Source organism: Pseudobacillus wudalianchiensis, from assembly GCF_001685015.1.
Classification (GTDB): domain Bacteria; phylum Bacillota; class Bacilli; order Bacillales; family Domibacillaceae; genus Pseudobacillus; species Pseudobacillus wudalianchiensis.
In genome coordinates, this window is sequence record NZ_MAYT01000012.1 from 466,682 (window position 1) to 487,830 (window position 21,149).

Below are 21,149 nucleotides of genomic sequence, written 5' to 3' on the forward strand. Positions count from 1 at the left end.
CTGTAATGAAGAGGAACAAATTTATTATTAAGGCAATTGTAGTCTGTATGCTAGTTTGGATATTACCGGACTACAATCAAGTGAAGGCTGCCAGCAATCATTCAGCGATTAACATGAGTCTGCCTGAAGAAGATATTGCTGACATGTCTGAAGAGCTGAACGAGGAGTTAAATGAAGATTTAGATTTAAGCCAATCTGAAGAGTTAGACATTGAGGTAGTGGAGGCAGATGAAGAAAATATTGTAGTCGAATCCAATTATCATGCAGAGGATTTGAAAGCGAATTTTGAAATCGAAATGAATTTAGAAGCGAACGAATTCCTGTTAACGAGCAAATTGACAGAGAATGGAGAAAGTACAAAAGATAAATATGCTGTCTATGTAACAGAGGCTGACGATAATAGTTTTAAAGGAACTTTTGTGAACGTGAAGACGGGGGAAAGGCATGAAGTAAATACAGAGAAGCTGCAAGCATCAGCGATACCGGTAATTGTATACATTATAGGGGCTGCTGCTCTGAGAGTTACCATTCAGTATATTGGAAAAAAAGCGATTTTAAAAATCGGGAAAAAAACGTTCCAAGCTGTTAGCAGCAGTGCAGCTAAAAAGGCTACCGTTAATTTTGTGAATGCCTCCGTCAATGTAGGAAGCAAAAGTGTCCAACTTACAAAATCTAAGATGCAGCATATTTTGAAAAATCACCATCCAAACTATTGGACAGGAAGTACGGGGAAGTCCATGTTTGATCCTGACTTAAACGTAAATGATGTAAAGAATATTGTGATGAGTGTGATTAGAAGTAATAAGAAAGACATCAATAGCAGCTTAAAAAGTGGAAAGGGTATTAATGTTCAAAGTAAAGTAAATGGTGTGAAATATGAAGTACGCATTAACAAGGACGGATATGTTAGCAGCGCTTACCCAGTTAAATAAATGGAGAGGTCTGAGATGAATAAAAAAAATCAATTAATAACGTATATCTCTAATTTTGTTCCGGAATTAGGATTTTTAACGGACCAGCAGGACAAATTTATCCCGATTACTCACCCTTCGGCAGAGATCGCTGCTCAAAGGTTACTCAACCATGAGGAGGGTGAGTATTTATCGGGATATATAAAAATTACGTATGAGGATAAAGTAATTTTATCTGAAAAAGAATGGACGGGAGAATTACTTGAAACCTGGTCTGACCTCTCATACATTGTGTCAGATGGTGCTAGTGAGGAAAAATACCATATTGAATTATTAGATAATCCCGATAAGCTTTATTTAGTAAGAAAAGAGAACGGTTATTTCTTTGAAATAAACAAGCTCGCTTTGAACGAGAATCCAGAAGTAATACAGTCATCTGTTGTTCCCGCCAGCGAATTGCTAGAGGCCATTTTCAGCGGTTATCAAGAATTTATAAAATTTTGTACCGAAAAAAATTTGCCTTTTAGCGAAGAGTCGCTCTTACACTCAAGCATAGAATCTTTAAAGGATCTTGAAAATAAAAAAGCTTGATCACGATAGCAAATGATTCAAGAACATAACAGAAGAGCATAAAAACACCTTCGGGGATAGTACACTAAATTAGGTGCTAACATGGAGGTGTTTTTTTCTGTCCTTTAACATCAAGGAAAAGATAGGCCGCTAATTACGAATGGCTGTGTAGGATGACTTATCGAAGTATTTCATAACACCTATCGAGATGTTAAATCGTTGGCTGGATAAATTTATAATATAGTAGGGATAAGCAAAAATATGAACTTCACATTACCTCGTACTCCTTCTTTCTCTACAAACAAATACAGCAGCGCCGATCCTAAATGAAGTATGTAGAATATTGTCAGAATATTTAGTTTTATTAAATATTGTTGAGAATTATGCTCTTAGGGACGGTGACGGCTTCTTTCAGACTATCCTCCCTCTATGAGCTTAATTACTTATAAATCAAGGGGGTTGTTTACATGGAAGAAAGAACACAGCTGGACAAGACGTTGAAGCCGCATTGGGTCTGGGCGATTGCCTTAGGTTCGGCAATCGGATGGGGGAGCTTTGTTCTTCCGGCAGACTGGATGGCGAAACCGGGACCGATTGGGGCAGCGATCGGGTTTGGAATCGGCGGGCTGCTGATGATTGTCATTGCGGTTAGTTATGGGTTTTTAATTAGGCACTTTCCGGTTTCCGGAGGAGAATTTGCCTATGCGTATCTTGGTTTTGGAAGGACGCATGCTTACATTTGCGGCTGGTTTTTAGTGCTCGGTTATATGAGTATCGTCGCTTTAAATGCATCGGCTATGGCCCTTTTATTCAAATTTACAATTCCAAAAGTGGCTATGAAAGGGCAAATGTATAGCATTGCCGGCTGGGACGTCTACTTCACAGAAGTGCTGATCGCCACGATCGCCTTGTGTGTGTTTGCCTGGCTGAACATTCGTGGGGCGTCTTTCTCGGGACGGCTGCAGTTCATCTTTTGTGTCATACTCGTGTTAGGAGTAGCCGCTTTAGGGCTCGGCATGTTTACTCACCCTGACTCCTCCTTCTCTCATTTACAGCCAGTGTTTAACCCGGAAATACCGGCGATGTCGGCCATTTTAACGATTGTGGCCATTGCGCCTTTTGCTTTCGTTGGTTTTGATAACGTGCCGCAATCGGCAGAGGAATTTGACTTTCCTGCCAAGAAGGCGTTTTCTCTCATCGTATGGGCCCTTATTTTTGCTACGTTAATTTACGTGACGAATATTCTTTTTACCGCTGTGGGAATGCCATGGCAAGAACTCGTCGCTAAGCAATCGATCTGGGGGACAGGGGATATTGTGGCCGGTGCATTCGGCAACGTCGGTTTAATTGTTTTGGCTATCGCAATTTGTATGGGGATTTTTACAGGTTTAAATGGGTTTTACGTATCAGCGAGCCGTTTGTTGTTTGCAATGGCCCGTGCGAAAATATTACCTGACGTATTCGGAAAACTACATTCAACATACAGAACACCTTATGCCGGCATCATTTTTACGATGGTCATCTGTTTAGCCGCGCCGTGGTTTGGCCGACAAGTGCTTTTATGGATTGTTGACATGGCGTCTATCGGCGTAGCCGTTGCTTATTTTTACACTTGCTTTGCAGCTTACAAGTTCTTTAAGTGGTCAGGAGACGAATCGGTTATGGAAGGGGCTGTTTCTCCAGGGAAGAAGTTTTGCAGTTTGTTGGGGGTTATTAGCAGTCTCTCCTTCGTTTTGTTGCTTGCTGTGCCAGGCTCGCCAGCATTTATGGGGGTACCGTCCTGGATTGCTTTAATCATATGGCTCGCCATTGGAGTCGTATTCTACATGGTGTATGGGAAATCATATAAGCAAATTCCGAAAAAGAAACTCGACTACTATATTCTTGGTGAACATAGCCACTTGGCTGATGGATTTAATCATCAAGGACCAACGGGGACAGACGAAAAGATTGCACCTTAATTAAAAGAACCAATTTCCGTTCATCCAGATGGTGTACGGGAATTGGTTTTTTCTGTGAAATCGGGTTACCTTCAAGTTATCCTTTTCGGCGGATGCCAATCACATGCCCGGATTCTTTTGGTCTTGGAAGCTCTGCCTGCTCCTTAGCTAAAGCCGCAATCTTTTCAAAAAGTTCATCTGGAAATGGGGCAGGACGCCGTTGTTTTTGATCAATGCCCATCAGCATCTGCTCGCATGTGGCCGCGCGCTTTCCGTCTTCACCAAATAATTCAAAGAAAAAATGAACGCGCTTTTCATCATAATCGAGTATATGAAGAGATACCTCAAGTGCTTCCTTCGGTTTCATTTCTGCTAAATAACAAATGTGGCTTTCTAGTGTGAAAATAGTGTAGTCGTACCGTTTGCGAAAGTCGTCATTGAAGCCGACGTCCTCCATCCAGTTAAACCCTGCCCAACTGAACACACGCGCATACTCAGCATCATTCATATGACCATTATAATCGAGCCATTCATCGCGTACGCGGTCTTTGAGGATAATCCAGTTTTTATGCATAAGCTGTCCCCTTTCTTCTATTAAATTAGCAAACTCTCAACATGTTGTTGGATAGACGAGAAGCCATCCGAAGGTTCGAAGCGCTTAATGACAGTGCCATTGGAATCGATGAGAAATTTAGTGAAGTTCCATTTGATCGAGTCTCCAACCAGCCACTCGGGATTTCGATCTGCGATCATCATTTTTAAGAGTTTTTCATTTATGTTGGAATCATCAAAGCCTCGAAATGGAGCAAACTCTCTCAAATACTGAAACAATGGATCAGCGTTTTCTCCGTTTACCTCGACCTTTGAGAAAATGGGAAAGGCAACGCCATAATTTAACTGGCAAAATTCAGCTGCTTCTTCGTTGCTGCCAGGTTCTTGGCCACCAAACTGATTACACGGAAAACCGAGAATTTCCAAGCCAGCTTCTTTATATTGTACGTACAATCTTTGTAAATCTTCAAACTGTGGAGTGAAAGTACACTTGCTAGCTGTATTAACAATAAGCAAAACCTTGCCCTTATAGTTTTTTAAATCGATTGCATTCCCATCTTTTTGCTTTGCCGTGAAGTCGTGTATATTCATTTTTTAACCCCTTTGATCTTAGTTTATAATAATTATAATATAATAATCTTCCTTACTAGTCAAAAAGTAGCATATGAATACCTTGATAAAGGAAGAGCTGCCATTTCATTAGGAAGAAACGGATTGGTCGTTTATAGTAAGGCATAGAACCATTACGCGAAAGGGGTTTTAACTTATGAACGGAAAGAACCGTAAAGACATTCAGCCGGGATTAAAAGTCGATATTGTATTAAAACAGGACCAGCGAACAGGAAAAAGAACGACCGGCATTGTAAAGGATATTTTGACAAACTCCGCTTCACATCCGCACGGGATAAAAGTAAGACTTGAAGATGGCCAAGTCGGGCGCGTGCAGCATATCCATCCTGGGGAGTGAAAGCATGACGATAGAAATGATTAAAGTGATAGATGAGAAGCGGAATGAAATAGGCATTGCTTCAAGAAATGAGGTACACAAAAAAGGTTACTGGCATGAAACGTTCCATTGTTGGGTCATCAGTAAGAAAGAAAACGGCTACAACCTTCATTTACAAGTTCGCAGTGAAACAAAAAAGGATTTCCCTAGCCTGTTGGATATTACAGCAGCAGGCCATTTGCTTGCACATGAGACGGTGCAGGATGGCGTGCGTGAAGTTCAAGAAGAATTAGGGCTGGACGTTGCTTTTAACGACCTGATTTTGCTCGGTATCATTCCTGATCGCCTGCACATAGCGGATTTTTTAGATAACGAATGGTGTCACGTTTTTTTATATGAAAGCATGCGGCCTATTGAAGGATATTCCTTACAAAGAGAAGAAGTAGCCGGTATCGTTGCTGTAGACTTATCTGCCTTTTTAAAGCTCTGCGAAGGGGAAGAGCGTACCATTTTAGGGGAAGGTTTTTTGATGAATCAAGATAACGAACAAATCCCATTTAAGCGGATGATCAGCAAAGCAGACTTTGTCCCCCATGAGGAAGCCTACTTCAAAAATGTAGCTTCTTCTATACATAAGTATATTGGTCAATGGCAATGACAATGGACTTTGACGCAGGGAGAGCAACTATTCCTGCTTTTTCAAATTTTTCACAAAACCATTCAATAAGATTCTTTTCTTGTTATTAACTTTGCCTCGCTTCTTCCGATATAACTAATAGCAAAACCAAGCCGGAAGGGGCGGTAATGAGTGATAGATAAATTAGGGAATCAAAAACATTTAGTAATACCGGTAAGTGCGGTGCAAAAACCAACAGAAGTGAACCTGCAGGAACCAAAGCAGGAAGAAACAACTGAAACGGCTGTACGTAAGCCGGAAAAAGCAAAAATGGAAAAAATCGTACAAGGAATGAATGATTTTTTAAAACCGTCAAACACTCATTTGAAGTTTGAATTTCATGATGAATTGGAAGAATATTACGTCACGATGATCGATGACGAAACACAAGAAGTCATCAGAGAAATTCCATCAAAAAAGCTTCTCGACATGTACGCAGCCATGACGGATTACTTGGGAATTTTAGTAGATAAAAAAATTTAATCTCACGTGGGCGATTTAGCATTCTAGCTGGCGCCCCACAGGATCTATCTTCAATTGTTATTACTTTCAATTATTAAAGGAGTGTTTTTTTCATGGCAATGAAAAACCCTTATCAAACATATTCAAATAACGCCGTAACAACAGCTTCTCCTGGCGAGTTAACGCTGATGCTTTACAACGGCTGCTTAAAATTTATCCATCAGGCAAAACAAGCGATTGCCGATCAAGATATTCAAGCCAAAAATACAAGCATTCAAAAAGCACAAGCGATTATTCAAGAACTCATGGTCACTTTGAACATGGACATGGATGTGTCAGAAAACTTACTGTCTCTTTATGATTACTTAAACCGTCGTTTGATTGAAGCAAATATTAAAAATGACACAGCGATTTTAGAAGAAGCAGAAGGATTCGTGACAGAATTTCGTGATACATGGAAAGAAGTCATTCAAAAAAATCGCCAGCTCCAGCATGCCGGTGCAGGTGGCCAAGCATAATGTCTGCGGTGAAAGCTTGCTTTGACGTAACAGACAAGCTCTTCCAGCTTTTGCACCGCCAGTCAGCCGATCGGGATCAGACGATAACAGCGATTGAAGCCCTTCTTGAACAAAGAGAAACTCTTCTTGCGAATATGAAAGCGCCTTTTACAGAAGAAGAGCAGCAGCTTGGACGGGAAATCATCAAGCGTAACGCAGTGATTGATATGGAGTTAAAGAAATTAAAGGCAACGATTCAAAAAGATATGCAAAGCTTAACGAAAAAGAAGGATTCCGTGGATAAGTATGTGAATCCTTATGCGTCTATACAGATGGACGGTGTTTTTTACGATAGAAAGAATTGATGTAGGGCGAACCAGCTTGTAGCCGGTTCGCTTTTTAATGCTTTAAATGGGAAACTTTGAATCTGCCACATTATTTCCATGCTGCCAGCGTATACTTCCTCAATAAGTATGTGTAATCCTGACCCCTTCTGCTTAGGTCATGAGTAAAAAAATCAAGTGACGAAATAGGCACTCTTTCTTACAATTTCGACAAACATTTTTACTAGGTTAAGCAGGAGTTTCCGAGGGAAAGGAGAAGTATATACACATAGTTATTTGTAAAGGAGGAGTCAGCATGTTAGACTACAGCATCCGTGGTGAGAACATTGAAGTAACTCCAGCAATTCGGGAATATGTCGAGAAAAAGATTAGCAAATTGGAGCGTTATTTTATCGAGTCTCCAAATGCCATTGTTCACGTAAACCTGAAAGTATATTCTGATAAAAATTCAAAAGTCGAAGTTACAATTCCGATGAAAAATCTTGTGCTTCGAGCTGAAGAACGAAATGAAGATATGTACGCAGCTATCGACTTAATCGTTGATAAATTGGAGCGTCAAATTCGCAAACATAAAACAAAGGTAAATCGTAAGTTCCGTGAAAAAGGTGAACCGCAAGATTATTTTGCTATCGCTCAAAGTGAAACAGCATCAACACAAACGGAAGAAGATACAGATGAGTTAGCGATTGTTCGCACAAAGCAATTTGATTTGAAGCCAATGGATTCTGAAGAAGCTGTATTGCAGATGAATCTCCTTGGACATAACTTCTTTATCTATACAGACGCGGAAAGCAACGGTACCCATATCGTCTATAAACGAAAAGATGGAAAATACGGTTTAATTGAGACAAATTAAGAAAGATCGAAACCCCTACTGCCGATCGGCAGTGGGGGTTTTTTGACAGGTGAAAACGCTTTTCTAGAAAATAAACTCCATCAAAACGACTGTTTTTATTGGAAAAGTAGTAGGATGGACAGGCTTGCTTCCTTGAACAAGAAAATAAACAACACTTATCTTGTTGATGAAGGAAAAAACCTTATCCATACAACAGGTAAGGTGAAATAACTCGAAAAAAGAAAGAAGGGAAGTAAGCGGAAGGTTCAAGAAAATTTTCCCTTAAAATATACAAAATAAAGATAAAAAAGGTTAATAATGGTATTTGATCGGTGAAGCTCTCCCTTTTTCATATTAGGTCTTGGTTTCAAGTTAAATCTGCCGCTATCATGGGTAGCGTAAAGACTGTGCCAGACACAGCTGCACATTAACTTTCGTGTTGGCCGTTGATCTTTGCTTAACTATGTTGAAGGAGGAGTAAGTGAATGACAAAAAAGAAAAAGGTATCATCCGTACTTGCAATGACTCTAGCAGCGGGAACAATTTTTTCCGCTCCCGTATATGGACATGCTGCACAACAGGATGATGTTCATCCGTCCGAAAAGCAAGAGTGGGCAAAAAAGATCAATATGGGAAAAATAAAAGGACAAGTGAATCAGCTTAAATCAATTGACAAGCAACTTGTGAAGATAGAAGAGAAGCTGGATGGTTATAAGCAGGAAGTCGATTCCCTAAATATTGAAACATCAGCGGCTGAAGAAAAACAACAAGAGGCACCTGCCGTTGAAGAAACAGAAAAAAGCGAAGAATATGCAGGGAAATTAACGAGTTTAGAAAACCGTTTGAACGCTGTCAACCATCGATTAGACACTTTGTCGCTAAAAGGAGCAGCTGATGGAGAGGTTCAAAAGCGTGAACAAAAGGTTGAAATTCTATTAGTTCAAGTGAATACGTTAATTGAAACAGTAGCTGGAGAAACACCAGCGCCAACACCTGACGAAGGCGACACAGAAACACCAGCACCAACACCAGATGAAGGTGATGTAGAAACACCAGCACCAACACCTGACGAAGGCGACATAGAAACACCAGCACCAACACCAGATGAAGGTGATGTAGAAACACCAGCACCAACACCTGACGAAGGCGACACAGAAACACCAGCACCAACACCAGATGAAGGTGACACAGAAACACCAGCACCAACACCAGATGAAGGTGACACAGAAACACCAGCACCAACACCAGATGAAGGTGACACAGAAACACCAGCACCAACACCAGATGAAGGTGACACAGAAACACCAGCACCAACACCAGATGAAGGTGACACAGAAACACCAGCACCAACACCAGATGAAGGTGACACAGAAACACCAGCACCAACACCAGATGAAGGTGACACAGAAACACCAGCACCAACACCAGATGAAGGTGACACAGAAACACCAGCACCAACACCAGATGAAGGTGACACAGAAACACCAGCACCAACACCAGATGAAGGTGACACAGAAACACCAGCACCAACACCAGATGAAGGTGACACAGAAACACCAGCACCAACACCAGATGAAGGTGACACAGAAACACCAGCACCAACACCAGATGAAGGTGACACAGAAACACCAGCACCAACACCAGATGAAGGTGACACAGAAACACCAGCACCAACACCAGATGAAGGTGACACAGAAACACCAGCACCAACACCAGATGAAGGTGACACAGAAACACCAGCACCAACACCAGATGAAGGTGACACAGAAACACCAGCACCAACACCAGATGAAGGTGACACAGAAACACCAGCACCAACACCAGATGAAGGTGACACAGAAACACCAGCGTCAACACCAGATGAAGCTGATACAGAAACACCTGCAGCAGAAGATACTACAGGAACACCGGTAGTTGAGACTCCTGAAGCGCCAGCGGTAGAGGATGTGGCATCTGTTCAAGGCATCACTGATAGATTAGATCAGTTAGAAAATCGTTTAGATGAACTTCAGGAGCAGATCAATTCTCAAGCATTACCTGATTCAGCATTATAAAAAGCAGAAGGCAGGCTCCCATAGCAGGGAGCCTGCAGGCTGTTGATAAGTGCTTTCCATTAACCTGATAACTTTGTCTATCATTTCTAGGCTCCATATTCTTAATCATGAATGCAAAACGAAAGAACCCTTATATAGTCTCCACGATTCGTCAAATTTGGATATGGGGCGCGAGAAATGACTTTTTATTCCTGGCGCCTTCTCTACTATGGATTGACAATCCATGTTACTATAGAGAAAGAGTTGATGATCCAGGGGGGAGTAAATTTATGTTAGTTGGACGAAATGAACCATGTCCATGTGGGAGCGGAAAAAAATTCAAAAAATGCTGTGGAAGAATAGAAGGTTCTGCCATTCATGGAGTGATGCAGGAGGAACTTGAAAATCTGCAGCGTGAACTAATCGATTACGCCATGGAACATCATTCATATGAAATGAAAAAACACTTTCAATCATTTTTACATACGTATGAGGTGCTTCGCAAAGATCCACAGGTGTATTTAATCGCTTTTGAAATTTGGTTTATTTTAACACAATCTTTAAAAAATGGACGAACGATTCTTCAGGAATTCGTTGCTCATCGTGCGCAAACGGTGAATAGAGAACGGACGAGAACCGTTTTCCTTGCATGGCCTCAAGTGAAGTTTATCGCAGGTACGGTAAAAGCGGCGCGAGGAAATGTTTACGAAGTGGAAGACGTATTATCAGGAGAAACGGTATCTATTCGAGCACGCCGACAGCTGCCGATTGAAGGAGTATTCGTAACTGGCGGTCTTCTTCCATTTGAAAAAGAGTATACATTTTTCATGATTGATTTTCATTTTGAACAATACGTTGTACCAAAAGCAACGAATTGGCTGTCCTTACAATTTAAACAATCGGAAGAAACCAGCTCACAGCAATTCTTGGCGGCTAACTGGCTGTCTGTGTTAGAAGGGCTATTTTCTATCTATGAAGAGCAAACTGAAAGTGAAGAGCAAACTGAAAGTGAAGAGAAGGCTTTAGACCATAGTGAATTGACATGGGAAAAAGAATCTCAAAAGAAAACAGCAGATGCCTTGCTTGCCTTTTTACAGGAAGAAGGGATAGGGGAGCTGCGTCAGCAAACAGCTGTGCTTCTCTGGAATTTGTATTGTCAAAAAGAAAATCCAACTATTCGCAAACCGGAGATTTATACGGCTGCCGTTTATTCGCTTTTACAATCTCATCAAATGATTGATACCAACTATTCAAATAGTCAGCTCGCTTCACGCCTCGGTGTATCCGCTGCAAGTCTGGCAAAGCGAGTGAAGGAAATGGAGCAAGTGCTTGAAGGACACCTGGAACAGGATAAACAAGCGTTACAAGTATAAAAACGCTCGTTTGCAGCTTGCCTGTTATGTGGAAAGAGACGCTATTTATACTTTTAAACGCCCTAAATGGGCGTTTTTACTTTTTAATCTAGCCTTTCCTCTATGCCGTTCAGTTGTTTCAAATAGGGGATAGTGGTAATATTAAATAGGATTTTATGAGGGTTTTCAGGCTCACGGACTAACTTGTTGCAAGTAAAAAGGAGCGGCTATAAATGGGCTTACTAACAAAAATGTTTGATGCAAATAAACGCGATGTTAAGCGGTTAGAAAAAATGGCGCAAAAAATTGAATCACTGGCAGACCAAATGGAAAGTTTGTCTGATGAGGAACTGCGCGCCAAAACGATAGAGTTTCAGGAGCGTTATGCAAAAGGCGAATCGCTCGACGATTTATTAACAGAGGCATTTGCGGTCGTACGCGAAGGAGCGCGCCGTGTGCTCGGTCTTTACCCATACCGTGTTCAACTCATGGGGGGGATTGCCCTTCATGAAGGAAATATCTCTGAGATGAAGACGGGGGAAGGGAAAACGTTAACGGCCACGATGCCCGTGTATTTAAATGCTCTTTCCGGCAAAGGTGTTCACGTAATTACAGTTAACGAATATTTGGCTTCACGTGACGCGGTGGAAATGGGAGAGCTTTATAACTTCCTCGGCTTGACTGTCGGATTGAACTTAAACAGTCTCTCGAAGGAAGAGAAAAAAGAAGCATACACAGCGGATATTACGTACGGAACGAACAATGAATTTGGCTTTGATTACTTACGGGATAATATGGTGCTTTATAAAGAACATAAAGTACAGCGCCCGCTGCACTATGCGGTGATCGATGAAGTAGACTCCATTTTAATTGATGAAGCGCGAACACCGCTGATTATTTCTGGCCAGGCCCAAAAGTCAACACAGCTTTATATTCACGCTAATAGTTTTGTCCGCACGTTAAAAGCAGAGGATGATTATACGTACGACGTAAAAACAAAAAGCGTATTGTTGACAGAAGAAGGAATTAATAAGGCGGAGAAAGCGTTTGGAATTGAAAACTTGTTTGATTTGAAACATGTAACGCTTAATCACCATATTAATCAGGCGCTAAAAGCACATGTCACGATGCAGCGAGATGTTGATTATGTCGTACAAGAAGATGAAGTTATTATCGTTGACCAATTTACAGGGCGCTTAATGAAAGGCCGCCGATACAGTGACGGGCTTCATCAGGCAATTGAAGCAAAAGAAGGCGTCTCGATTCAAAATGAAAGTATGACAATGGCAACGATTACGTTCCAGAACTTTTTCCGGATGTATGAAAAGCTTGCCGGGATGACGGGGACAGCTAAAACCGAAGAAGAAGAATTCCGCAATATTTATAATATGAAAGTTATCAGCATTCCGACGAATCGTCCGATTGCCCGCGATGACCGGCCTGACTTAATTTATGCTTCTATGGACGGCAAATTCCGCGCCGTTGTGGAAGACATTTATCAGCGTCACCAGTTGAAGCAGCCTGTTCTTGTGGGTACAGTCGCAATCGAGACATCTGAATTGATCTCTTCCTTGTTAACAAAACGGGGCGTTCCCCATAACGTTCTGAATGCGAAAAATCATGGCCGTGAAGCGGAGATTATTGTGGAAGCGGGTCAGCCGGGGGCCGTGACGATTGCGACTAACATGGCTGGACGCGGAACGGACATTAAACTGGGAGAGGGCGTAAAAGAACTAGGCGGTCTAGCCGTTATTGGTACCGAGCGTCACGAGTCCCGCCGGATTGATAATCAGCTTCGCGGACGTTCTGGGCGTCAAGGTGATCCGGGGGTTACGCAATTTTATCTTTCTATGGAAGATGAATTAATGCGCCGTTTTGGATCCGATAACATGAAGTCGATGATGGAAAGGCTTGGCATGGATGATAGCCAGCCGATCCAGAGCAAAATGGTCAGCAAAGCGGTAGAATCCGCTCAAAAACGCGTGGAAGGAAACAACTTTGATGCCCGGAAACGCCTGCTTGAATACGATGATGTCTTGCGTCAGCAACGTGAGATTATTTATAAACAACGCGATGAAGTACTAGAATCAGAGAACCTTCGTGAAATTTTAGAAGGCATGATTTTAATGGTTATTAAGCAAGTTGTACAAGTTCATATGAGTGCCACTGAATCGGAAGAGCAGAAAGATCTGCAGTCGATTGTCGATTATGTAAATGGCAACCTCTTAAGTGAAGGGGAATTGACAACGGCTGATTTACAAGGCAAAGATGCCGATGAAATGATTGATGTCATTTACGGAAAAGTAACAGCGCGCTATGACGAACGCGAAGAACAAATGGGCGAGGAGCAGATGCGCGAGTTTGAAAAAGTCGTTCTGCTTCGTGCGGTCGATTCTAAATGGATCAATCACATCGATGCCATGGATCAATTGCGTCAAGGGATTCACCTGCGCGCCTACGGACAAATCGATCCGCTGCGAGAATATCAAAACGAAGGATTCGCTATGTTCGAAGCTATGGTTGCCTCTATTAACGAGGAAGCGGCTAAATATGTCATGAAAGCAGAAATCCAAAATAACCTGGAACGACAAGAGGTCGCTAAAGGTCAGGCTGTCAATCCGAAAGAAGACGAAGGCAGCAAAGCAAAGAAAAAACCTGTTAGAAAAGCACCAGCAGTCGGTCGAAACGAACCATGCCCATGCGGAAGCGGCAAAAAATACAAAAACTGCTGCGGGTAATAAGAAAAGCGGAAGGCGCTTGTCCAGCGCGATAGGGGGTTGGAAGACTTTCTGAAGGAGTCGTCCTTTGACTCCAGCAGAAAGTCTGAAACCACCGTACGCGCTAGCGCCTGCAGCTGGACAAAAGAAAAGCGGAAGCGGCCCGTTTAGCCCGATAAGGGGTTGGAGGGCTCGACAAGGAGTCGTTCTTTGACTCCAGCAGAAAGTCTGAAACCGCCGTACGGGCTGGCCGCTGCAGCAGTTCCTTAAACAAAATGGCTGGAATGATCAACAGCACGCCAGATTCATGTCTTGAATAATGTGTGCACAATACAACATTTTTACACTAAAGAAGAGGTGCCTATATGGAATTATTTGAAATTCGAAATGAGTTAGACAAAACAGCTAAGAAATTGGCGGACTTCAGGGGGTCTCTTTGACTTAGAAATCAAAGAGGAACGCATTGCCGGGCTTGAAGATGAAATGCTGCATCCTAATTTTTGGGATGATCAGCAGGCTGCTCAGACAGTGATTAATGAAGCGAACGGTTTAAAAGAAATCGTGAATGAATATAAAGAGCTGCTCGATACACAAGAAAATCTTGAACTGACGCATGAGCTTGTCAAAGAAGAAGCAGACGCAGAACTGCAGAATGAATTAGAAAGCGAACTAGAGGAATTCCGTAATCGCATCGGCGATTTTGAATTGCAGTTATTGTTAAGTGATCCATACGATAAGAATAACGCCATATTAGAATTGCATCCGGGTGCGGGTGGTACAGAGTCCCAGGATTTTGGTTCGATGCTGCTGCGTATGTATACCCGTTGGGGAGAAAAGCAAGGGTTCAAAGTGGAAACAATGGATTACCTTCCGGGAGACGAGGCAGGCGTAAAAAGTGTTACGCTTTTATTTAAAGGGCATAACGCTTACGGCTATTTAAAAGCTGAAAAAGGTGTCCACCGTTTAGTGCGTATTTCGCCATTTGATTCTTCAGGCCGCCGTCATACATCGTTCGTGTCTTGTGAGGTTATGCCGGAGTTTAACGATGATATTGAAATTGATATTCGTCCGGATGACCTTAAGATTGATACGTACCGTTCAAGCGGTGCCGGTGGTCAGCACGTCAACACGACTGATTCCGCTGTTCGGATTACACATTTACCGACGAATACAGTCGTGACATGCCAATCTGAGCGTTCACAAATTAAGAACCGCGAACATGCCATGAAGATGTTGAAAGCTAAACTTTATCAGAAGAAGATTGAGGAGCAGGAAGCAGAATTGGCAGAAATCCGTGGCGAACAAAAGGAAATTGGCTGGGGAAGCCAAATCCGTTCCTATGTCTTCCACCCTTATTCCATGGTAAAAGACCATCGTACAAATGAGGAAACCGGGAATGTGCAAGCGGTAATGGACGGAGACATTAATCCGTTTATTAATGCATATTTGCGTTCGCGTTTATAAGATATAGCCCTTTACTGCTGGAGCAGTAAAGGGCTTTTTGAATAGGTGGCACGGAGATATTGTCCAAAGGCTATCTAATTAGCTTTTATAAGTTTAAAGAAGCTAAAAACGGTTATGGTAATAAAGAGAGGTCTTCAATGGATACATAAAATTGACTATTATGCAGCACAATAATTTTGATGCCAAAGAATACCGAGCAGCTTCCGCGTATGTCAATAGGCGACTGAATGAAAGTTCATAAAGTGTATACAATTGATGAAAGCATTGAGGCAGCTGGAATAGAAGCGACTCTTAGTAATTTTCAAGTGTTTAACTTGGTTTTAAAACATGGCGGCTTTGGTATACTTAACATGCATTGTTATTTTTTCCTAGGAGGAGAGAACATGGAATTTAAAAAATCATTAATGGCTCTGTTAATTGGCTCATCCGTGGCGCTCGCAGCATGCGGCGGCGGAAATGACAACGCAGACAAAGGCAACAATGAAGACGGAGGGAAAGAGACGGCCAGTGCACAAGGTGAACAAGTGTACAAGCAGAACTGCTTAAGCTGTCACGGTGAGAATCTTGAAGGACAGGTTGGGCCTGCTTTAGACAAAATCGGAAGTAAATACAGCAAAGATGAAATTTTAAACATTGTTAAAAATGGTAAAGGCCAAATGCCTCCAAACATCGTCCAAGGTGCCGATGCTGAAGCGGTAGCTGACTGGCTTGCTACAAAAAAATAATGATAACCACAAGAATGCAGAAACACACACTGCATTCTTTATTTTTCCTCTTTTTATCCCCTCTACCTTCCTTTACCGACAAAAAAATAGAATAGCTTTGCACAAAATATTACAACCTTTTCATTCGCTTTATAAAGCGTTTTACATAGAGAAAAGCGATCATTTTTACATATTTATTATGAAAATAATCGGATATATTACGATCTGAAAAGAAAATGTAATGTATTTAACGGTTAACAAGGGTTTAATCAGTGATATAATAGGTCTTGATTTGAGCAGAAAAGCTGAATTTTTTCAGCTTTTTCCTGTATAATTGACAAAAAGTGACAGGTGATTTGATGATAGAAATGAAGGGTGTGACAAAAAAATACCCAAATGGAGTTTTGGCTTTACGAGGTGTTGATATTTCCATTAAACAGGGTGAGTTCGTTTACGTTGTCGGGCCAAGCGGCGCCGGCAAGTCAACTTTTATAAAGCTAATGTATAGAGAAGAAAAACCAACAAACGGTCGTATTGTCGTAAATGGAGTAAACTTGTCGACTTTAAAAGCTCGATCTGTTCCCTTACTGCGTCGTCAAATTGGCGTGGTGTTTCAGGACTTTAAGTTATTGCCAACGCTTACAGTCTATGAAAATGTGGCATTTGCGATGGAAGTAATCGAAGAAAGTCCAGCTGTTATTAAAAAGCGGGTGATGGAGGTGCTGGAGCTCGTCGGCTTAAAAAATAAGGCGAGAATGCTTCCGGAAGAATTATCCGGTGGAGAGCAGCAGCGTGTATCGATTGCTCGTTCCATCGTGAATAAACCCAAGGTCGTTATTGCAGACGAGCCAACGGGGAATCTTGATCCAGATACAGCTTGGGACATCATGGATATTTTTGAAAAAATCAATGCTCAAGGTACAACGCTTGTAATGGCTACTCACAACAAAGAAATTGTTAATACGGTCCGCCGCCGAGTAGTTGCTATTGAAGGCGGTTGCATTGTACGAGATGAACAGCGGGGGGATTATGGTTATGAAGTCTAGAACATTCCGCCGCCATTTCAGAGAAAGTTTTAAAAATTTAAGCCGAAACGGTTGGATGACGTTTGCTGCTGTTTCAGCTGTTACGGTTACTCTATTGCTAGTGGGGGTTTTTCTTACCATCCTGCTAAACCTAAACAAAGCCGCGACCGATATAGAGAATGATGTCGAAGTACGCGTTCTTGTCAAATTAGAGGCAACTAAAACGGAGCAGGAGAAGTTGAAAGAGCAGCTGTTAAGTTTGCCTGAGGTAGCAAGTGTAACGTATTCACCAAAAGAAAAAGAACTGCAAAATTTGATTAAAGACATGGGCGAGGATTTTGCCTTATTCGAACAAAACAATCCGCTTTATGACGTGTTCGTTGTGAAAACAAAGCACCCTACAGACACGCCGAAAGTAGCTAAGAAGATTAAAAGGTTTGATTATACAGAGGACGCCGTTTACGGTGAGAAAAAAGTTGAAAGGTTATTCAGCTTTTTAAAAACAAGCCGTAACGTTGGATTAGTACTTAGTTTAGGATTGTTGTTTACAGCGATGTTCTTGATTTCAAATACGATTAAGATGACTATTTTTGCACGGCGAAAAGAGATTGAAATTATGAGATTAGTGGGAGCCACCAACTGGTTTATCCGCTGGCCGTTTTTATTGGAAGGCCTATGGCTCGGGCTAATCGGTTCTGTACTGCCGGTTGCAGCGGTATCTGTCGGCTATTCGTATGTCGTGAAGGCCATTACAACCCATGTGCAAGGCCACTTTATTCAGCCGCTGCCTTACTTCCCGTTTATATGGCAAATCAGTGGCGTTATTTTACTGATCGGAGCCTTCATTGGCATGTGGGGAAGCTTTATGGCGGTTCGCCGCTTCTTAAAAATTTAACCAATATTATACTTATATCCGACTATCAAACAGATAAACTAGAAATTTTTAGAGAGAAGAGAGGAGATTGGAGTTTGAAGAAACGTGCAGGACTTACATTTGCTTTAGCGGCATCACTTGGTTTAGGAAGTACATTTGGACTGGCGGAAGAGGTATTTGCCTCCAAATTATCTGACCTTGAGAGCCGTCAGCATGACATTGATAGTAAACAATCGAATATTGAACAAAACATTAGTGAGAAGAGCAACAAAATTACCAAACTCCAAGATCAACAGAAAAAGCTGTCTGCAGAAATTAAGCAGCTGGATCAGTCTATCTCTAAAGCAGAAAAACAAATCCGAGAAAAACAAACAGCTATTGCGGAGACAAAGCAAGAAATAACGAAGCTTCGGAAAGAAATAGAAGAATTAAAAGCCCGGATTGCTGAAAGAAATCGTGTTCTTGAGGAACGAGCTCGCTCTCTTCAGCAAAGCGGCGGATCAGCGAGTTATATTGATGTGCTGCTCGGCTCTGAAAGCTTTACAGACTTTATTAGTCGTGCAAGCGCCGTTACAACGCTTGTAAATGCCGATAAAGATATTTTGGAAGAGCAAGAAAAAGATAAAAAACAGCTTGAAAAAAGTGAAAAACAGTTAAAAACAAAGCTGGCTAATTTAGAGAGTATGCTGGCTGATTTGAAAACATTAAAAGCAGATCTTGATAAGAAAAAAGCAGCGAAAGACCAGGTGATGGAGCAGCTTGCTACTGAGGAAGATCATGCGCACAACCAAAAGCTAAGCTTAGAAGAAGAGCAAGAACTGCTTTCTGCTCAAGAAAAGGCGATTAAAGCAGCGATTGCATCTGAAAAATCCCGCCTGGCAAAAGAAGAACAAGCACGTAAGGAACAAGAAAGACTCGCTCGTGAAAGAGAAGCAGAAGCACGAAATAAAGCAGATCAGAAGAAGAGCCAACAACGCCAGCCAGCAGCTGTTCCTGCTCCTTCTGCTCCTAAAGAAGAAACATCATCAGTTGACCGCTCAAATGAAACACCGTCTGTTTCAGCAGGCGCATTTACGCGGCCAGCGCAAGGACATATATCTTCTGAATTTGGTTTGAGAAGCTTAGGAGACCATAAAGGAATCGATATTGCAAATAGTGTCAGTGTCCCGATTGTCGCTGCGGCGGATGGACAAGTAATCCGTTCTTATTATTCGTCTTCCTATGGAAACTGTATTCTAATCTCTCATTCTATTAATGGAAAGATATTGACTACCGTTTATGCTCATATGTCAGAGCGTGTTGTTCAAGGTGGAAGTGTCTCAAAAGGCCAGATTATTGGCTATATGGGTAACACAGGTCGTTCATTTGGCCAGCATCTGCACTTTGAAGTTCACGAAGGTCCTTGGACGTTGTCTAAAGAAAATGCAGTGAACCCACGTAAATATGTAAACTTTTAATTTTTAATAGAAAGCTGCCCTTGGAAGCTCAGCGCGAGCCTCCACGTGCAGCTTTTGTTGTATAGACACCGGTCTAAAGAGTCTGTTCTGGGCATTCGCCCGCGCAATCTCTCCCCTTTTGAATAGTCTGTAATTGTAGGTAAAGGGGAGGTGGAATGCATGAGCGCTGGTGGCGGATACGGATACGGAGGCGGCTTTGCGTTGATCGTTGTCTTGTTTATCCTCTTGATTATTGTGGGAGCAGCTTATATTGGCTGGGGTTACTAATAAATAAAAGAGGAAAAAAAGGGCTGATCTTTGGGAACAGCCCTTTTTTGCTTATAATAAAAAGAAGTTGGACGATAAGAGGCTTTTTGTGTAATGTAATACCTATAGGTGTATGAAACGACTGCCCATCATCGTCCCGGACAAACTGGAGGAGGAAAGGTTGTGGCAGGCAAGATTTTTTCGTAAAGGAATAGAATAAAATGAACTGGTTTACGATAGGCTCTTTAACCATTCCAGCTGCCCAGCTTGCTGTTTTGGCTGCTTTTGTCATCACAGCACTTGTGCTTTGGCTGAAGAAAGAACGATATATTTTAGATATTTACGTTAATGCCATTTTTCTATTTGTTGCCGTGTGGAAAGCAAGTGTGCTTCTATTTAGCTTTGCGATTGTCAAACAGGCTCCTTTGTCGATCTTGTATTTTAACGGTGGCTGGAAAGGAATTTGGCTCGGTTTGATCGCGGTGGGCATATATGTTGTCAGGAGATGCCGCAAAGAAAAGCAGGCACAAGCTGTTTGGACATGGATGGTGGTCATTACCTTCTTCGAGTTAGCAGTATCCTTGCTAACTGGACAAGCAGGGCTGCTTGCGTTTATCCAGTCTGGCGGCAGTATCGTCCTTCTCGCTATCCCGCTGGGGCAAGTAAGCAAAACCATCTGGTTGTTTACTTTGTGGCAGCTGTTATTTGAATCACTGACTGCTGAGTTATTCTCTAACAGCAGCTTGCTTTATATTGGAGCAATGCTGTTCTTTACTTTGATAATAAGGAGGAATCCTAGTGAATAAAAAATGGTTTGGGGTATTGCTGCTCGTGTTACTTGCGGGAATTGCAGCAATAAATATTATGAAGGATAAAAAGGAAATAACCGAAATTGAAAATCCAGGGATAAAAGCTGGGGAGAACCAAGAGGTAATGGCTGGAAAAGCTGTTGGCCTCAAAATAGGCAATCAAGCGCCCGACTTTACCCTGGAAACCCTGGATGGAAAAAAAGTAGCTTTATCCGATTATCAGGGCAAAAAAGTCATATTGAACTTTTGGGCTACTTGGTGTCCGCCTTGTAAAGCCGAAATGCCTCACATGCAAAACTTTTATGAAAAAGAAGCAAACAAAAGCAATGTAGAAATTTTAGCAGTGAACTTAACGAATAATGATCAAGGGAAAGAGGCAGTGGCTGAATTTTCCAAGCAGTACGGTTTAACGTTTCCCATCTTACTTGACCAAGACGGGACCACTGGCTCAACATACCAAGTCGCCACCATTCCAACGACGTATATTCTCAATACCGACGGCACCATTCACCAAAGAATCATAGGCCCTATGGACGAACAAATGATGAATCAACTCGTAAGCGAGCTTAAATAAATGATCATACAGGAACGCAGCTTGGAGGCAATCCCCCGCTGCGTTCATTACTCGGGACAGGCAGGCTGCTCTATCGTCATAGAAGCATGAAATGAAACCTCTTTTCCAAATAAATAACATTGGCCATGTTGGACCAACAGGTGTAGAGTATGTATATAAAA

Annotated in this window: 23 protein-coding genes; 20 read left to right on the forward strand and 3 right to left on the reverse strand. The window is 42.0% G+C overall.

The annotated features are described in order from the left end of the window. Positions 1–5: 5 nt before the first annotated feature. The 3 genes from A8F95_RS09985 (at position 6) to A8F95_RS09995 (ending at position 3,442) form a co-directional block, all read left to right on the forward strand. Positions 6–932, forward strand: coding sequence for an SAR2788 family putative toxin (locus A8F95_RS09985; RefSeq protein ID WP_065410366.1), 927 nt, complete (start codon positions 6–8; stop codon positions 930–932). Positions 933–947: 15 nt separating this feature from the next. Next, positions 948–1,502, forward strand: coding sequence for a hypothetical protein (locus A8F95_RS09990; RefSeq protein ID WP_065410367.1), 555 nt, complete (start codon positions 948–950; stop codon positions 1,500–1,502). A gap of 446 nt (positions 1,503–1,948) precedes the next feature. Next, positions 1,949–3,442 (forward strand): APC family permease, encoded by a 1,494-nt coding sequence (locus A8F95_RS09995; RefSeq protein WP_065410368.1) that lies wholly within the window; start codon positions 1,949–1,951, stop codon positions 3,440–3,442. A 76-nt stretch (positions 3,443–3,518) separates the two neighbouring features. Here A8F95_RS09995 and A8F95_RS10000 read toward each other — a convergent pair whose 3' ends face one another. Next, positions 3,519–3,995: a thioesterase family protein gene (locus A8F95_RS10000; protein WP_065410369.1), complete on the reverse strand. Its 477-nt coding sequence runs from the start codon at positions 3,993–3,995 to the stop codon at positions 3,519–3,521. A 20-nt stretch (positions 3,996–4,015) separates the two neighbouring features. Next, the gene (locus tag A8F95_RS10005) at positions 4,016–4,564 is read right to left on the reverse strand and encodes a glutathione peroxidase (RefSeq protein WP_065410370.1); all 549 of its coding nucleotides are present in this window, start codon (positions 4,562–4,564) and stop codon (positions 4,016–4,018) included. 175 nt (positions 4,565–4,739) lie between these two features. Between A8F95_RS10005 and A8F95_RS10010 the strand changes: the two genes are divergently transcribed. The 9 genes from A8F95_RS10010 to secA all read left to right on the forward strand — a co-directional run bounded on the left by A8F95_RS10010 (position 4,740) and on the right by secA (position 13,856). Further along, a complete protein-coding gene (locus tag A8F95_RS10010; protein WP_065410371.1) occupies positions 4,740–4,940 on the forward strand; it encodes a YwbE family protein in 201 nt (66 codons plus the stop codon). Positions 4,941–4,944: 4 nt separating this feature from the next. Beyond that, complete coding sequence (locus A8F95_RS10015) at positions 4,945–5,577, forward strand: NUDIX hydrolase (RefSeq protein ID WP_065410372.1); 633 nt, start codon at positions 4,945–4,947, stop codon at positions 5,575–5,577. 150 nt (positions 5,578–5,727) lie between these two features. Further along, the gene (gene flaG / locus A8F95_RS10020; protein ID WP_065410373.1) at positions 5,728–6,078 is read left to right on the forward strand and encodes a flagellar protein FlaG; all 351 of its coding nucleotides are present in this window, start codon (positions 5,728–5,730) and stop codon (positions 6,076–6,078) included. A 92-nt stretch (positions 6,079–6,170) separates the two neighbouring features. Further along, on the forward strand, positions 6,171–6,575 hold the full coding sequence (gene fliS / locus A8F95_RS10025; protein WP_065410374.1) for a flagellar export chaperone FliS: 405 nt from the start codon (positions 6,171–6,173) through the stop codon (positions 6,573–6,575). Next, positions 6,575–6,919 (forward strand): flagellar protein FliT, encoded by a 345-nt coding sequence (fliT, locus tag A8F95_RS10030; RefSeq protein ID WP_065410375.1) that lies wholly within the window; start codon positions 6,575–6,577, stop codon positions 6,917–6,919. The genes fliS and fliT overlap by 1 nt, the downstream gene beginning before the upstream one ends. 274 nt (positions 6,920–7,193) lie before the next feature. Beyond that, positions 7,194–7,754, forward strand: coding sequence for a ribosome hibernation-promoting factor, HPF/YfiA family (gene hpf, locus A8F95_RS10035; RefSeq protein ID WP_065410376.1), 561 nt, complete (start codon positions 7,194–7,196; stop codon positions 7,752–7,754). A 464-nt stretch (positions 7,755–8,218) separates the two neighbouring features. Further along, positions 8,219–9,787, forward strand: coding sequence for a hypothetical protein (locus A8F95_RS22450; RefSeq protein ID WP_065410377.1), 1,569 nt, complete (start codon positions 8,219–8,221; stop codon positions 9,785–9,787). 269 nt (positions 9,788–10,056) lie between these two features. Then, positions 10,057–11,139, forward strand: a complete 1,083-nt coding sequence (locus A8F95_RS22820; protein ID WP_065410378.1) for a YecA family protein — start codon at positions 10,057–10,059, stop codon at positions 11,137–11,139. Positions 11,140–11,351: 212 nt separating this feature from the next. Beyond that, positions 11,352–13,856, forward strand: a complete 2,505-nt coding sequence (secA, locus tag A8F95_RS10050; RefSeq protein ID WP_065410379.1) for a preprotein translocase subunit SecA — start codon at positions 11,352–11,354, stop codon at positions 13,854–13,856. A 103-nt stretch (positions 13,857–13,959) separates the two neighbouring features. Here secA and A8F95_RS22825 read toward each other — a convergent pair whose 3' ends face one another. Further along, positions 13,960–14,127 carry a hypothetical protein gene (locus A8F95_RS22825; protein ID WP_218060670.1) on the reverse strand — a complete coding sequence of 56 codons (168 nt, stop codon included), beginning with the start codon at positions 14,125–14,127 and terminating at the stop codon, positions 13,960–13,962. Positions 14,128–14,200: 73 nt separating this feature from the next. Here A8F95_RS22825 and prfB point away from each other — a divergent pair. From prfB to A8F95_RS10085, 8 genes are all read left to right on the forward strand, one after another. Beyond that, positions 14,201–15,299 (forward strand): peptide chain release factor 2 gene (gene prfB, locus A8F95_RS10055; RefSeq protein WP_141676257.1). Its coding sequence is split into 2 segments (ribosomal slippage): positions 14,201–14,272 and positions 14,274–15,299, totalling 1,098 coding nucleotides; the frame shifts between segments, so codons are not numbered across the junction. A 383-nt stretch (positions 15,300–15,682) separates the two neighbouring features. Continuing rightward, a complete protein-coding gene (cccB, locus tag A8F95_RS10060; protein WP_049666748.1) occupies positions 15,683–16,024 on the forward strand; it encodes a cytochrome c551 in 342 nt (113 codons plus the stop codon). 338 nt (positions 16,025–16,362) lie between these two features. Then, positions 16,363–17,049 (forward strand): cell division ATP-binding protein FtsE, encoded by a 687-nt coding sequence (gene ftsE, locus A8F95_RS10065; protein ID WP_049664817.1) that lies wholly within the window; start codon positions 16,363–16,365, stop codon positions 17,047–17,049. Further along, the gene (ftsX, locus tag A8F95_RS10070; RefSeq protein ID WP_065410381.1) at positions 17,039–17,923 is read left to right on the forward strand and encodes a permease-like cell division protein FtsX; all 885 of its coding nucleotides are present in this window, start codon (positions 17,039–17,041) and stop codon (positions 17,921–17,923) included. The genes ftsE and ftsX overlap by 11 nt, the downstream gene beginning before the upstream one ends. Before the next feature lie 74 nt (positions 17,924–17,997). After that, complete coding sequence (locus tag A8F95_RS10075; RefSeq protein ID WP_065410382.1) at positions 17,998–19,359, forward strand: murein hydrolase activator EnvC family protein; 1,362 nt, start codon at positions 17,998–18,000, stop codon at positions 19,357–19,359. Between the two features lie 159 nt (positions 19,360–19,518). Continuing rightward, positions 19,519–19,626 (forward strand): YjcZ family sporulation protein, encoded by a 108-nt coding sequence (locus A8F95_RS21705; RefSeq protein ID WP_077247304.1) that lies wholly within the window; start codon positions 19,519–19,521, stop codon positions 19,624–19,626. Between the two features lie 200 nt (positions 19,627–19,826). Next, positions 19,827–20,411, forward strand: a complete 585-nt coding sequence (locus tag A8F95_RS10080; protein ID WP_065410383.1) for a hypothetical protein — start codon at positions 19,827–19,829, stop codon at positions 20,409–20,411. Continuing rightward, complete coding sequence (locus A8F95_RS10085) at positions 20,404–20,988, forward strand: peroxiredoxin family protein (RefSeq protein WP_065410384.1); 585 nt, start codon at positions 20,404–20,406, stop codon at positions 20,986–20,988. Before A8F95_RS10080 ends, A8F95_RS10085 begins: the two co-directional genes overlap by 8 nt. Positions 20,989–21,149: the final 161 nt, after the last annotated feature.